The sequence below is a fragment of the Brachybacterium sp. YJGR34 genome, assembly GCF_003347015.1.
Taxonomy (GTDB): Bacteria; Actinomycetota; Actinomycetes; order Actinomycetales; family Dermabacteraceae; genus Brachybacterium.
Map to the genome: position 1 here is coordinate 1 of NZ_PNFB01000037.1, position 14122 is coordinate 14122.

Annotated in this window: 13 protein-coding genes and 1 tRNA gene; 3 read left to right on the forward strand and 11 right to left on the reverse strand. The window is 72.3% G+C overall.

Translation table 11 applies throughout. The features are described 5' to 3' along the window. Positions 1-132: 132 nt before the first annotated feature. From CXH06_RS18090 to CXH06_RS18140, 11 genes are all read right to left on the reverse strand, one after another. Positions 133-218: transfer RNA gene (locus tag CXH06_RS18090), tRNA-Leu, on the reverse strand. Between the two features lie 92 nt (positions 219-310). Next, entirely contained in the window at positions 311-730 is a 420-nt protein-coding gene (locus tag CXH06_RS18095; protein ID WP_114856601.1) for a hypothetical protein, read from the reverse strand. 110 nt (positions 731-840) lie between these two features. Continuing rightward, positions 841-1719, reverse strand: a complete 879-nt coding sequence (locus CXH06_RS18100; RefSeq protein ID WP_157975824.1) for a shikimate dehydrogenase — start codon at positions 1717-1719, stop codon at positions 841-843. Then, positions 1698-2864: an endolytic transglycosylase MltG gene (mltG, locus tag CXH06_RS18105; RefSeq protein ID WP_114856602.1), complete on the reverse strand. Its 1167-nt coding sequence runs from the start codon at positions 2862-2864 to the stop codon at positions 1698-1700. The genes CXH06_RS18100 and mltG overlap by 22 nt, the downstream gene beginning before the upstream one ends. Continuing rightward, a complete protein-coding gene (ruvX, locus tag CXH06_RS18110; RefSeq protein ID WP_114856603.1) occupies positions 2861-3415 on the reverse strand; it encodes a Holliday junction resolvase RuvX in 555 nt (184 codons plus the stop codon). The genes mltG and ruvX overlap by 4 nt, the downstream gene beginning before the upstream one ends. After that, a complete protein-coding gene (gene alaS, locus CXH06_RS18115) occupies positions 3412-6120 on the reverse strand; it encodes an alanine--tRNA ligase (RefSeq protein ID WP_114856604.1) in 2709 nt (902 codons plus the stop codon). The genes ruvX and alaS overlap by 4 nt, the downstream gene beginning before the upstream one ends. A gap of 131 nt (positions 6121-6251) precedes the next feature. Then, entirely contained in the window at positions 6252-6878 is a 627-nt protein-coding gene (gene rpsD / locus CXH06_RS18120; protein ID WP_114856605.1) for a 30S ribosomal protein S4, read from the reverse strand. A gap of 169 nt (positions 6879-7047) precedes the next feature. Further along, a complete protein-coding gene (locus tag CXH06_RS18125; protein ID WP_114856606.1) occupies positions 7048-8430 on the reverse strand; it encodes a replication-associated recombination protein A in 1383 nt (460 codons plus the stop codon). Positions 8431-8473: 43 nt separating this feature from the next. Beyond that, complete coding sequence (locus tag CXH06_RS18130) at positions 8474-9586, reverse strand: quinone-dependent dihydroorotate dehydrogenase (RefSeq protein ID WP_369833002.1); 1113 nt, start codon at positions 9584-9586, stop codon at positions 8474-8476. Between the two features lie 11 nt (positions 9587-9597). After that, positions 9598-10035 carry a hypothetical protein gene (locus CXH06_RS18135; protein ID WP_114856608.1) on the reverse strand — a complete coding sequence of 146 codons (438 nt, stop codon included), beginning with the start codon at positions 10033-10035 and terminating at the stop codon, positions 9598-9600. Further along, positions 10032-10394, reverse strand: a complete 363-nt coding sequence (locus CXH06_RS18140; RefSeq protein WP_114856609.1) for a hypothetical protein — start codon at positions 10392-10394, stop codon at positions 10032-10034. The genes CXH06_RS18135 and CXH06_RS18140 overlap by 4 nt, the downstream gene beginning before the upstream one ends. 126 nt (positions 10395-10520) lie before the next feature. Between CXH06_RS18140 and CXH06_RS18145 the strand changes: the two genes are divergently transcribed. The 3 genes from CXH06_RS18145 to CXH06_RS18155 all read left to right on the forward strand — a co-directional run. Continuing rightward, positions 10521-11996 (forward strand): leucyl aminopeptidase, encoded by a 1476-nt coding sequence (locus tag CXH06_RS18145; RefSeq protein WP_114856610.1) that lies wholly within the window; start codon positions 10521-10523, stop codon positions 11994-11996. 161 nt (positions 11997-12157) lie between these two features. Beyond that, on the forward strand, positions 12158-13561 hold the full coding sequence (gene lpdA / locus CXH06_RS18150) for a dihydrolipoyl dehydrogenase (protein WP_114856611.1): 1404 nt from the start codon (positions 12158-12160) through the stop codon (positions 13559-13561). A gap of 22 nt (positions 13562-13583) precedes the next feature. Continuing rightward, positions 13584-14122 (forward strand): biotin/lipoyl-containing protein (locus CXH06_RS18155; protein WP_304650814.1); only part of this gene is annotated, 539 nt, incomplete at its 3' end.

Sequence of the window (14122 nt, forward strand, 5' to 3'; positions counted from 1 at the left end):
TCGCCGAGTTCACCATCGACACCACCCGCGGCTACCAGCCAAAGAAGAAGGGCCCCGGTGAAAACCGGGGCCCTTCTTCGTGAACCATGTCCCGAGACATCTGCGAACGATGTCCCGAGACTTCACAGCGAGTGTCCGAGGGGGGACTTGAACCCCCACGCCCTAAAACGGGCACTAGCACCTCAAGCTAGCGCGTCTACCAATTCCGCCACCCGGACAGGTGCACGTCTCTGCGACTCGAGAACAGTAGCACGCACCGGGCGGGGATGCGCACTCGAAACCGCCTCTGCCAGGCACGACGTGAAGACAATCACGCCATCGCATCGATGCGCGCCCCGTCCAGGACGGCGTGCAGCAGCTCCAGCGCCCGGTCGAGGCGCGCACCGAGCGTGGTGCGCACCGCGGCGGGCAGCGGGTCGGCGAGGTCCTGGAGTGCAGCAGCGGCCAGGACCACCATCGTCGGATCGGGGTCGACCACGGAGCGCGGGTCCCAGGACACGATGGAGGTCAGCAGCTGCTCGAGCTCGTCGGACGCGGCGTGGCGACTCTCGGTGAGCAGGTCGACGCGGGCGCGTGCGGCCAGGGCCGTGCAGCGGCGCAGGATCGGCGTGGTGACGTCGGGGCCGAGCGGCGAAGGGTGCGCGGCGGAGCGCTGGGCGGACGCGGCGGGCGCCTCGGGCGGGGAATCCGTGGTCGCGGTCTCGTTCCCGATCCCTCGGTCCAGGTCCATGGGTCACATCCTCGTGCTGGGTCCTGCGATGCCGACGGTGGTCCGTCGGGCGATCGTCACTTTACCGACGCTTTACCGGACGGGCAAGGGACCAGGCGTCCCGGGCGGCGTCAGATCGCCGAGTCGTCGTGCCGACGGGCGAGCTCGGCGCGAGCCGCAGCGAGCATCTCGACGACCGGGGCGTCAGGGACCCCGAGCATGGAACGGACCTGCATGTCCGCCTGATGGGCGAGCATCTCCAGGCCGTCCGCGACCTCGCCCCCCGAGGACCCCACCACCCGCGCCACGGGGGCGGGCCACGGGTCGTAGAGCACGTCCAGGAGCACTCCGGGCACGGGGAGATCGCCGTGCTCGTCCCACCGCGCGGCGACGGCGCGAGCGCCCTCGACGGCGAGGGCGCTGATGAGGACGTCGGCGGCGAGCAATGCGTGGTGACGCTCCCACGGGATGCGGACGACCTCGAGGGATCGCTCGGCCGCGAACTGCTCCAGCGGATCGAGCTTGCGGGGGCTGCGGGCGCAGAGCATCACCTGCCGGGCGCCGAGGCGGTGCAGCGCCGCGACCGCGCTGAGCGCCGTCGCCCCGGAGCCGAGGACGGCCCCGACCTCAGGTGCGGCGGCGCCGTGGTCCTCCAGCGCGGCGACGATGCCGTGCACGTCGTGGTTCTCGGCATGCCATTGCCCGTCGTCGGTGCGCAGCAGCGTGTTCGCGATCCCCAGCTCCTGCGCGGTGCGATCGGCGCTCGACGCCAGGGCGAAGGCCTCCGGCTTGCCGGGCATCGTGACGCTCGCGCCGGCCAGCTCCCGTCCCGCCCCCTCGCTGAGGAAGCTCTCGAGCGCTCCGGCGGGAACCTCGTGACGCTCGTAGCGGACGTCCTCGATGCCGAGCACCTCGTACGCGGTGCGATGCAGCACGGGAGACAGCGAGTGTCCCACCGGCGCGCCGAGCACCGCGAAGCGGCGTACCTTCAGCCCTTCGACTGCTCCCATGCCTGCCATTCTGCGACGTTCTCCTCGTGCTCGGACCAGGTGGCGGCGAACTTCGTCTCCCCGGTCTCGGTGTTGACGGTGACGAAATAGAGCCAGTCGCCCTCGGGCGGGGCGGCCGCCGCCTCGATCGCCGGGCCGCCGGGGGCGGCGATCGGCCCCGGCGGGAGGCCCGTGTGGACGTAGGTGTTGTACGGGTCGTCCGTCGCCCGCTCCTCGTCCGTGGTCGCCACGCTGTCCGCGCTCCCGGTCACGTAGTGGACGGTGGAGTCGAACTGCAGCTTCATCGGCGTCCCGCCCGCCTCGCCGACGCCGGCCAGGCGGTTCTCGATGGTGCGGGCCACCTTGCCGTAGTCCTCCGCACGGCTGACCTCCTTCTCCGCGAGGGAGGCCACCGTGAGGGTCCGGTGCCACTGGCTCTCGGGGATCTCACGGTCGACCAGCTGCTGCTCCATCGGCGCCCACATCATCGCGATGACGTCCTCGGCGGTGGCGTCCTCGGGGATGTCGTAGCGTCCGGGCCAGAGATAGCCCTCCAGGGTGCCGGCCGAGTTCTCGGGGATGCCGTAGGAGGTGTAGTCCTCCGCGGCGGCCTCGAAGTCCTCGACGGGGATCTCCGTCTCCTCCGACAGCTGCGCCCAGACCTGGGACAGGCGCCGACCCTCGGGGACGATCACCCGGTAGGCGGCGAGATTCGCGGGGTCCATGAGCGCCTCGAGCGCGTCCGCGGAGTTCATCTCGCGCTGCAGCCGATAGATGCCCGGCTCGATCGAGGACGCGTCCGGGGTGTTCGAGAACACCGAGATGAAGGGGCCGGGGGACTTGATGACGCCGTCCTCGACCAGGGTGCCGGCGATATCGGTGCCGGTGTCCCCCTCGGAGACCTCGACGATGACCTCACCCGTGCCCGGCCCGGGATAGTCCGCGGCCTCCCCCTGGAGGCTGACATTCGAGGTGACCCATTGGTAGCCCTGGTATCCGCCCACTCCGAGCCCGGCGACGACCAGGAGCACCAGGAGCGCGGGCAGGAGGGCGAGCGGGCCGCGATGACGACGAGGGGCGCCGCGACGACGACCGCGGCCGGTGCTGCGCCGGCCCTCGTCCTGGGACGACGCGACCTCGTCGAAGGAGTGGTGCTCCTCGTTCATCGGGCCTCCCCCTCGCGCGATCCCTCGCCGTCCGTGCCGTCGGACGGTGCGGGGTCGACCTCGACCCGCTCGCCCGCACGCTCGCCGCGGGAGCGCTCGATGTCCAGCGCCTGCTGCAGGATCATCACCGCGGCCACCTGGTCGACGACCTGGCGATGCTTACGGCCCTTCCGGCCCGAGGCATGCATCGCGCGGTGCGCCGAGACCGTGGTGAGGCGCTCGTCCAGGAGCCGGACCTCGATCGTCCGGGGGTCCTGCGCCACGAGCCCGGCGAGCTCGCCCGCGAAGGCGCGCGCCTTGCCGGCCGCCGCTCCCTCGGAGCCGTCCAGTGACCGCGGGAGCCCCACCATGATGACACGGGCCTCGAGCTCCCGCGCCTCGTGGACGATGCGCTGCAGGGCGGTGCCGCGCTCCAGCGTCTCGACCGGCGTGGCGATCATCCCGTCGAGATCGCTGCGAGCCAGCCCCACGCGGACATCGCCCACGTCGACCCCGAGACGCGTCCCCCGGGGAAGGCCGGCGGCATCCTGGACGCCGTCGGAACCGATCATGCGGTCGCTGCCGCCTCGAGCTCGCCGCGCACCGCGGCGAGAGCCGCGGGGACGAGCGCGGGATCGCCGCCGCCGCCCTGGGCCATGTCCGGCTTCCCGCCTCCGCGTCCGTCCATGGCCGCGGCGGCGGTGCGCAGCAGCGTCCCGGCCGCGAGACCCTGCTCGCGCGCGGCGCCGTTGGTGGCGATCACGAGCGCGGCGCGGCCGTCCTCGTGCCCCGCCACGCTCACGACCACCGGGTGATCCTCCCCCAGACGGGCGCGCAGATCGAGCGCGAGGGTGCGCAGATCGCCGGCGGCGATCCCCTCCCCCGCGTCATGGGCCAGCAGGCGCACCCCGGCGACATCCTGCGCGGAGTCCACCAGCGTGCCGGCCGCGGCCTGCAGCTGCTGCCCGCGCATCGCGGCCAGCTGCTTCTCCATGTCCTTCATCCGCCGGGTGAGGGAGCGGACCCGCTCGGGCAGCTCCTCCGCCGCCCCCACCTTGAGGATCTCCGAGAGCTGGGAGACCAGGGCGTGCTCCTTGGCCTGGTGGCGGTAGGCGGACAGGCCCACGAGCGCGTCCACGCGGCGCACTCCGCTGCCGATGGACGCCTCCCCCATCAGCTGGACGCTGCCGATCGCTCCCGTGCTGGCGACGTGGGTTCCCGCGCACAGCTCGCGGGACCAGTCGCCGCCGATCGAGACCACGCGGACGATGTCCCCGTACTTCTCCCCGAAGAGGGCCTGGGCGCCCAGGGCCCGCGCCTCGTCGATCGGCATCTGCTGATCGGTGACCACCAGCTCGTCCTGCAGCAGGGTGTTCACCCGGCCCTCGATCTGCTCGAGCGCGCTGCGCGGGACCGACTGGCCGAAGCGGAAGTCGAAGCGCATGCGGCCCGGGGAGTTCTCGGACCCGGCCTGGGTCGCCCCGTCGCCGAGCTCCTCGCGCAGGGACTGGTGGACCATGTGCGTCGCGGTGTGGGCGCGGGCGATCGCCCCGCGGCGCTCGAGGTCGATGCTCGCGATCGCCGAGACGCCCGGGGCGAGGCTGCCCTCGACGAGACGGCCGCGATGCACGATCAGGCCGCGCACCGGCTTCTGCACGTCGTCGACCTCGAACAGGCCGCCGCCACCGAGGGCGATCTGACCCTGATCGGCGAGCTGGCCGCCGGACTCGGCGTAGAACGGGGTGGCCGCGAGGACGACCTCGACCTCGGCCGGGGCGTCGATGGAATCGACGAGTGCACCGTCGACGAGGACGGACTCGACGGTCGTCGCGACGCTCGACTCGGTGTATCCGAGGAAGGGCACGTCCTCGCCGCGCTCGCCCAGCAGACGGTTGTACACGGCGGTGTCGGTGTGGCCGGACTTCTTCGCCGCCGAGTCCGCGCGGGCACGCTCGCGCTGCTCCTGCATCGCGCTGCGGAAGGCGTCCTCGTCGACGGAGAGCCCGGCCTCGTCGGCCATCTCGACGGTCAGGTCGATCGGGAAGCCGTAGGTGTCGTGGAGGCGGAACGCGTCGTCCCCGGAGACCGAGCGGCCGCCTTCCCGCTTCACGTCGCCCACGAGCTGGTCGAAGATCGCGGTGCCCGTGACCAGGGTGCGACGGAAGGCCTCCTCCTCGGTGTAGACGATGTCGCTGATGCGCGGGAAGTCCGCCTCCAGCTCGGGATAGGACTCGACCATGGCGTCCTTCGAGACCGGCAGCAGCGCCGGCATCGCCGGCTCCGTGTAGCCGAGCAGACGCATGGAGCGCACCGCGCGGCGGATCAGGCGGCGCAGGACATAGCCGCGCCCTTCGTTGCCGGGGCGCACGCCGTCGCCGACCAGCATCAGCGCGCTGCGCACGTGATCCCCCACGATGCGCAGGCGGACGTCGTCCTCGGCATCGGTGCCGTAGCGGCGCCCGGAGAGCTCCTGGGCCGTCTCGATCACCGGGAACACCTGGTCGATCTCGTACATGTTCTGCTTGCCCTGGAGTAGGTAGGCCACCCGCTCCACGCCCAGGCCGGTGTCGATCGCCTTCTGGTCCAGCTCGCCCAGCAGCGGGTAGTCCTTGCCCGGGCCCGGGCCGCGCAGGAACTGGTCGAAGACCAGGTTCCAGATCTCGATGTAGCGGTCCTCGGCATCCGGGCTGCCGGGCCACTCCGGCACCCGGCCGCTCGGCGCGTCGGGCCCGTACTCGCTGCCGCGGTCGAAGTGCCACTCGCCGGTCGAGCCCGCGGGACCCGGCTGGCCGGTGTCCCAGCAGCTCTCCTCCCACGGCAGCAGCACGACGCGCGCGGGATCCAGGCCGATCACCTCGGTGACGTGCTGGTAGGACTCCTCGTCCTTCTCCCACAGGGTGAACCACAGTCGCTCGGGATCGAAGCCGAGGCCGCCGTCTGCCTGCGGAGTGGTCAGCAGCTCCCAGGAGAAGTCGATCGCGCCCTTCTTGAAGTAGTCGCCGAAGGAGAAGTTCCCGGCCATCTGGAAGAAGGTGCCGTGGCGCGTGGTGCGGCCGACGTTCTCGATGTCATTGGTGCGGATGCACTTCTGCACGCTCACGGCCCGCGCGTAGGGAGCCTTCTCGGTCCCCACGATGTACGGGATGAAGGGGACCATGCCGGCGATCGTGAAGAGGATCGACGGATCGGAGGACACCAGCGAGGCGCTGGGGACGATCTCGTGCTGCTTCGCGGCGAAGAAGTCGAGCCAGCGGCGATGGATCTCGGAGGTGCGCATGGTCGAAAGGGTCCTTCCTGGAACTGCTGAGGGCGGGCCCGCGGGCTGGGGCTGCGGGCAGAGCGGACACGAAGGCCCCGGTCAGGGTACCGGAGTACACCCGCCGGGGCCTTCGAGCCGCGGTGAAGAGGTCAGCGCGCGTAGTACTCGACGACCATCTGGACGTCGCAGGTCACGGGGACCTCGGCGCGCTTGGGGCGCGCGACGAGCTGTGCCTTCAGCTCGGGCAGCTCGACCGAGAGGTACGAGGGCACAGAGGCGAGGACGTCCGAGTTGCCACCCTCGGCGGCGATCTGGAACGGCTCCATGGCCTGGCTCTTGGGCTTGATCTGGATGGTCTGCCCCGGCTTCACACGGAAGGAGGGGCGGTCCACGATCTGGCCGTCGACCAGGACGTGGCGGTGCACGACGGCCTGGCGGGCCTGGAGCGTGGTGCGGGCGAAGCCGGCGCGCAGCACGAGCGCGTCCAGGCGCATCTCGAGCAGCTCGACCATGCTCTCGCCGGTCAGGCCCGGCTCCTTGCGGGCGTCCAGGTACGCACGGTGCATCTGCTTCTCGCGGAGACCGTACTGCGCACGCAGGCGCTGCTTCTCCTTGAGGCGCACGGCGTAGTCGGACTCGGTGCGGCGGCGGGCACGGCCGTGCTCGCCCGGGGGGTACGGGCGCTTCTCGAAGTACTTGACCGACTTCGGGGTGAGCGGGAGCCCGAGGGCTCGGGACAGGCGCGCCTGCCGGCGCGCGCGGGTGACGTTGGTCACGAGGTCTACCTCTTGTTCGCGTGTGGTGAATCCAGTCTTGCAGCCGCGGATTCAGCGGCCCACCTTACCGCAGCCCGACCCTCCGGTCCACGGTCGACGGCCCTGGTCACGCGGGCGGTGCTGTGGAGTGCCCCACAGAGGCGCCCGCGTCACGGACCCGCAAGGGCGCTCAGCGCGGCGGCGACGGCGGCCGGGAGCGCAGGATGCGACGGAGCGCCTGCACCCGTCGGCTCGTGCGCTCCTCGTTCCCGTGCTCCTTCGGGTGGTAGTAGTCCACCCCCACCAGATCGTCCGGCGGGTACTGCTGGGCGACCACGCCATGGGGCGCGTCGTGCGCGTAGAGGTACTCCTCGCCGTGGCCGAGCGTGGAGGCGCCGGCGTAGTGGGCGTCACGCAGCGCAGCCGGCACACCCTGGCCGTGGCCGGCGCGGACGTCCGCGATCGCGGCATCCAGCGCCCGGTAGGAGGCGTTGGACTTCGGGGCGGTGGCGATGTGCACGACGGCCTGGGCCAGCGGGATGCGGCCCTCGGGCATTCCGAGCATCTGCACCGCCTGCATGGCGGCGACCGCGACCTGCAGGGCGCTCGGGTCCGCCATGCCGACCTCCTCGCTCGCGGCGATCACGACGCGGCGGGCGATGAAGCGCGGGTCCTCCCCCGCCTCGATCATGCGCGCCAGGTAATGGAGCGCGGCGTCGACGTCGCTGCCCCGCATCGACTTGATGAAGGCGCTCGTGACGTCGTAGTGCTGGTCGCCGGCGCGGTCGTAGCGCACGGCGGCGCGGTTCACGGCCTGGGAGAGGGTGGCCGCATCGATCGTGCGCCCCTCGGACAGCAGGGCCGCGGCGGCGGCGGCCTCGAGGGAGGTGAGGATCTTGCGGGCGTCCCCTCCGCCGAGCCGCAGCAGCGCCTCGCGCGCCTCGTCCTCGAGGGTCACCGCCCCGCCGAGGCCGCGCTCGTCCTCGAGGGCGCGGTCCACGAGGTGGTCGAGGTCCTCCCGGTCCAGGGACTCGAGTGTCACCACGATCGAGCGGGACAGCAGCGGGGAGATCACCGAGAAGAAGGGGTTCTCCGTGGTGGCCGCGATCAGCGTGACCCAGCGGTTCTCGACGCTGGGCAGCAGGGCGTCCTGCTGGGACTTCGAGAAACGGTGGACCTCGTCGACGAACAGGACGGTCTCGCGGCCCACCGTCCGCAGCCGCGAGCGCGCCTGGTCGACGACCTCGCGGATGTCCTTGACCCCGGCGAGCACCGCGGAGACCTCCACGAACTCGCGGTCCCCGGACTGGGCGACCACGTAGGCGAGCGTGGTCTTCCCCGTCCCCGGCGGCCCCCAGAGGATCACGGAGCTGGGCGCGGTGCGCGAGTCGTCGCTCGCCACCAGGCGGCGCAGCGGGCTGCCGGGCTCGAGCACGGAGCGCTGGCCGACGATCTCCTCGAGGGTGCGCGGGCGCATCCGGACCGCGAGCGGGGCGCGGTGGTCCCGGTTGCGGTCCGAGAGCGTGCGCGGCGCGGGATCGTTCCCGCCCAGGGAGAAGAGGTCCTCGTCCATCCCCTCAGCCTAGGACGCCGCGGTGACGCGCCGTACCGCGGGGTCAGCCGAGGGGACCGAGCTCACGGGCCAGCCGGCCCGGCCAGGCGGGGCCCTCGTAGATCATCGCCGTGTAGCCCTGGACCAGATCGGCACCGGCCTCGCGCCGCGCGCGGACGTCGGCGGCCGTGGTCACGCCCCCGCAGCTGATGACGGCCGCGTCCTGCGGCAGCACCTCGCGCAGCAGTCGCAGCACCTCCAGCGAGCGCTCGGCGAGCACGGGGCCGGAGAGACCGCCCGCGCCGATCCCCTCGATGCGGGCGCGATCGGTGCGCAGCGACGGCGGACGGGCGATCGTGGTGTTGGTGGCGATGACTCCGGCCAGTCCCACGTCGGTGGCCAGCTCCGCCACGGCCTGCACGTCCTCGTCGTGCAGATCGGGAGCGATCTTCACCAGCACGGGCACGTCGCGGGCCAGGCGGCGCCGGGAGGCCCTCGCCTCCTCGAGCACCGCCTCGAGGAGGGGGCGCAGCATCTCGGCCCCCTGCAGGTCGCGCAGTCCCGGGGTGTTGGGGCTGGAGACGTTGATCGCCAGGTAGCTCGCGTACGGGGCGAGGAGCCGGGCGGAGAAGCGATAGTCCGCGGCGGCGTCCTCGAGGGCGGTCACCTTCGACTTGCCGATGTTCACGCCGATCACGGCGCGCTGTCCGCGCTCGGTGCGACGAGCGGTCGCGAGGCGGTGGGCGAGGGCCTGGGCGCCGTGGTTGTTGAAGCCCATCCGATTGATCAGGGCGCGGTCCTCCACCAGGCGGAACGAGCGCGGCCGCGGATTGCCCGGCTGCGGCTTCGCGGTGACGGTCCCGACCTCGACGTGTCCGAACCCGAGGTCCAGCAGCGCCAGCGGCACCTCGCCGTCCTTGTCGAAGCCCGCGGCGAGGCCCAGCGGGCTGCGGTGCTCGGCGCCGAGCACGCGCACGGTCGGCCGGGGGTCCCGCTCCGGGTCGGGGGTGCCGAAGGCGGCCCGCAGTGCGGCCGGGCCGCCCGGGAGGGCGTGCGCGGTCGCGAGCGCCCGCACGGTCAGGCGGTGCGCCTGCTCGGGGTCCAGCCGGGCGAGGACGTGGCGGAACAGGGCCGCGTAGGCCCCGGGGCGCGAGCTGTCGGAGGTGGTCACGGGAATACGGTACGCGCTCAGCGCGCGCGCTCCTCGGGTCGTTCCGCCCGACGTCCGGCCAGAGCCATGTAGGCGAGCGCCACCAGCGGCAGCAGCAGCGGCACGTAGCCGTAGCCCTGGCCGTAGACGCTCCACACCGTGGCATCGGGGAAGAGCTGCGGGTCGAGCACGGTCAGCGTCCCCACCACCAGCACCCCGGCCAGCTCCACGAGGCACAGCGCCCGGGCCAGCGACGAGCGGCGCCCATGACGGATCAGGGCGAGGGCCACCGCGATGTACGTGACGGCGGCCAGCAGCGAGAGGGAGTAGGCGACGGGAGCGGCCATCAGATCGCGGAGGATCTGGGTCACGCTGCGCGCGGTCGCCGAGAGGGCGAACAGGGCGTAGACGGCGATGAGGACGATCTCGAAGCCCCGGCCGCGCTCGACCGCCGGCCTGCCGTGCGCGCCGCTCATGCGAACCCTCCCGGCCAGATCTGGTGCAGGCGCATCAGCAGCACGAGAGAGACCAGCGCCACCACGGCGATGACCACGCTCCCCCAGCGGCTGCGTTCGAACACCCCGGCCCACCCGCCGCCGAGGCACATCGCCAGCGCGGTGGCGAGGTAGCCGTACAGCGTCACCCGGTCCGGCGGGCCGCCGCCGGCCAGATCCTCCACGCCCAGGGCGATCCCCAGCGCCATCCATCCCAGGACCAGCAGGGCGCACAGCCCCAGCAGCACGAGGTCCGCGCTGAGGTCGCGCAGCGCGTAGTACAGCCCCGCCAGGGCGGTCAGGCCGCCGATCAGCGTGACCGCGATGCTCAGCACCGTCATGGATCCTCCGCTCTCCTCTCCGGGCGCGGGTCGCGCTCCGGAGGCCTCCGGGACGGCCTCGGGACGGGGGTCGTCACCGCGCCGGCCGGTGCCGTCCTGTGTCGGGGCCGCCCCTACGATAGAGCCATGCCCACACTGACTCTGTCCGACGCCCCTCTGCGCGACGTCACCGCCGATGTCCTGGTCCTCCCCCTGCTCCCCGGGGGCGAGAACGCCCCGTCGACCGTGCCCGGCTCCCCCGCGATCACCGAGGCCATCGCCGGTCTGGACGCCTCGGCCGGTCGCGGCGACCTCCACCGGATCCCCTCCTTCTCGCTGGCCTCCGCCTCCTCCCTGCTGCTGGTCGGCACGGGTGAGCAGGATCTCGCGGACGCCTCCCTCGAGGACCTCCGCCTCGCGTTCGGTGCCGCGGCCCGCTCGCTGGCCGGCGTCTCCCATGCGGCGATCGCGCTGCCCGGCGGCACCGCGCAGCAGCAGGCGGCGGCGCTCGAGGGCGCCGCGCTCGGCGCCTACGCCTTCACCGCGCACAAGACCGGCACCGGATCCTCGGCGCCCCGCTCCGCACTCGGCGAGATCACCCTGGTCACCGAGGATCCCGCTGCCGTCGAGGCCGCCGTCTCCCGCGCCGGCGTGCTCGCCGACGCCCTGACCATCGTGCGCGACCTGGTCAACACCCCGCCGAACCTGCTGTACCCGGCCGAGTTCGCCCGCCGTGCCGAGGAGCTCGTCGCCGATCTCCCGATCACCGTGACGGTTCTCGACGAGCAGCAGCTCGCCGAGGGCGGATACGGCGGCATCGTCGGCGTGGGACAGGGCTCGACCCGTCCCCCGCGCCTGGTGCGCCTCGACTACGCGCCCGCCGCGGCACGGCGCTCGGTCGCCCTGGTCGGCAAGGGGATCACCTTCGACACCGGCGGCATCTCGCTCAAGCCGGCCGCCGGCATGGACGACATGACCTCCGACATGACCGGCGCGGCCACCGTGCTCGCCGCCACCGTCGCCGCTGCGACGCTGGGCCTGGAGGTGCGGGTGACCACCTACCTCGCCCTCGCCGAGAACATGCCCGGCGGCGGCGCGCAGCGCCCCGGTGACGTCGTCACCATGCGCAACGGCAAGACCGTCGAGGTCCTCAACACCGACGCCGAGGGGCGGATGGTGATGGCCGACGCCCTCGTCGACGCCGTCGCGGACGAGCCCGACCTGGTGATGGACGTGGCCACGCTCACCGGTGCGGCCGTGGTCGCCCTGGGCAAGCGCACCGCGGGTGTCATGGGCACCGCCGCGGGCCGCGACGCCGTGATGAGCGCCGCGGAGACCACCGGCGAGCCGTTCTGGCCGCTGCCCTTCCCCGCTGAGCTGCGGGCCGATCTGACGGGACGCGTCGCCGACCTCCGCAACATCGGCGAGCGGCCGGGAGGCGCCCTCTCCGCAGGCATCTTCCTCGCGGAGTTCGTGGGCGAGACGCCGTGGGCGCACCTGGACATCGCGGGGCCGGGCTACGCCTCCGCGCCGCTGGGCTACATGGGCAAGGGCGGGACCGGCATGAGCACCCGCACGGTGCTCCAGGTCCTCGAGGACGTCGCCTCCGCCGCCGCGGAGTGATCCCCGCCTCCCGATCACCCCGGCGACGAGGGCGATCGATCTGAGCCCGCGGTCCGTCCGGCGTCGCCTGGTGCCCTAGCATGGGACACGCAGGCGGCGCCGACGGCCATCCCGGTCGCGACGAGCACCGCACGGACACGTAGACACCGAGGAGCACACAGGTGGCGGAGACAAGCACTGACCAGTTCGACGTGGTGATCCTGGGCGGTGGCAGCGGCGGCTATGCGGCCGCGCTGCGCGGTGCCCAGCTCGGACAGAAGGTCGCCCTCGTGGAGAAGGACAAGCTCGGCGGCACCTGCCTGCATCGCGGCTGCGTCCCGACGAAGGCGCTGCTGCACGTCGGCGAGCTCGCCGACGCACCGCGCGAGGCCGCCGAGGCGGGCATCGACCTCTCCCTCAACGGGATCGACCCGGCGAAGGTGCTGGGCTTCAAGGACAAGATCATCGGCCGCCTCCACAAGGGCCTGCAGGGACTGGTGAAGTCCCGCAAGGTCGAGTACGTGGAGGGCTTCGGTCGCCTGACCGGCAAGAACACCGTCTCGGTCGAGACCGCGGACGGCGTCCGCCAGCTCACGGGCGCCAGCATCATCCTGGCCTCGGGCTCCTACTCCAAGACGCTCCCGGGCATCGACCTGGGCGGCCGCTTCCTGGATTCCGAGGCGGCGCTGCAGCTGCCCGAGGTCCCGAAGAACCCGATCATCCTCGGCGGCGGCGTCATCGGCGTCGAGTTCGCCTCGATCTGGAAGTCGCTGGGTGCGGAGTCGGTCACCATCGTCGAGGGCCTGCCGCATCTGGTCGCCAACGAGGACGAGGCGCTGTCCAAGGCGCTCGAGCGCGCGTACAAGAAGCGCGGGATCTCCTTCTCCCTCGGCGTCTTCACCGAGAAGGCGGAGCAGGACGAGAACGGCGTGAAGGTCACCCTCGCCGACGGGAAGGTCTTCGAGGGCGACTACCTGCTGGTCGCCGTCGGCCGCGGTCCGAGCACCTCGGGCCTGGGCTACGAGGAGCAGGGCATCTCGATGGATCGTGGCTTCGTGCTCGCGGACAAGCAGACCCTCGAGACCAGCGTCCCCGGCATCTACGCCGTCGGCGACATCGTCCCGGGCCTGCAGCTGGCCCACCGCGGCTTCGCGCAGGGCATCTTCGTGGCCGAGCGCCTCGCCGGCCTGAACCCGGCGCCGATCATCGAGTCCGGCATCGAGCGCATCACCTACTGCGAGCCCGAGCTGGGCTCCGTGGGGCTCTCCGAGAAGCAGGCCATCGAGCAGCTGGGCGCGGACGCGGTGGAGACCTACGAGTACAACCTCGGCGGCAACGGCAAGTCCCAGATCCTCGGCACCACCGGCTTCATCAAGCTGGTCCGCGAGAAGGACGGCCCGATCGTGGGCGTCCACATGATCGGCTCGCGCACCTCCGAGCTCATGGGCGAGGCCCTGCTCATCGTCAACTGGGAGGCGTACCCCGAGGACGTCGCCTCCCTCATCCACGGTCACCCCTCGCAGCACGAGGCCCTGGGCGAAGCCGCCCTCGCGCTGGCCGGCAAGCCGCTGCACGCCCACGCCTGAGCCCCCCAGGAGGAGAATCCCCATGTCCGAAACCGTGAAGATGCCGGCACTCGGCGAGTCCGTCACCGAGGGCACCGTCACCCGGTGGCTCAAGGCCGTCGGCGACACCGTCGAGGTCGACGAGCCGCTGCTCGAGGTCTCGACCGACAAGGTCGACACCGAGATCCCCTCGCCCGTCGCGGGCACCATCGAGAAGATCCTGGTCGAGGAGGACGACGACGCCGAGGTCGGCGCCGATCTCGTCGTCATCGGCGACGGCTCCGGCGCCTCCGGCGCCGATGCCGGCTCCGACGATGCGGGAGCCGCGGCCGACGAGCCGGCCGCCGACGCGTCGGAGGGCGAAGACCTCGCCTCCGACGAGACCGCCGCTCCCTCCACCGAGCAGGAGACTCCTGCCGGCGAGGCCGAGAAGCCCGCCGACTCCTCCGGTGGGGCTGCCTCCGGCGAGGAGGTCACCATGCCGGCTCTCGGCGAGTCCGTCACCGAGGGCACCGTCACCCGGTGGCTCAAGGCCGTCGGCGACACCGTCGAGGTCGACGAGCCGCTGCTCGAGGTCTCGAC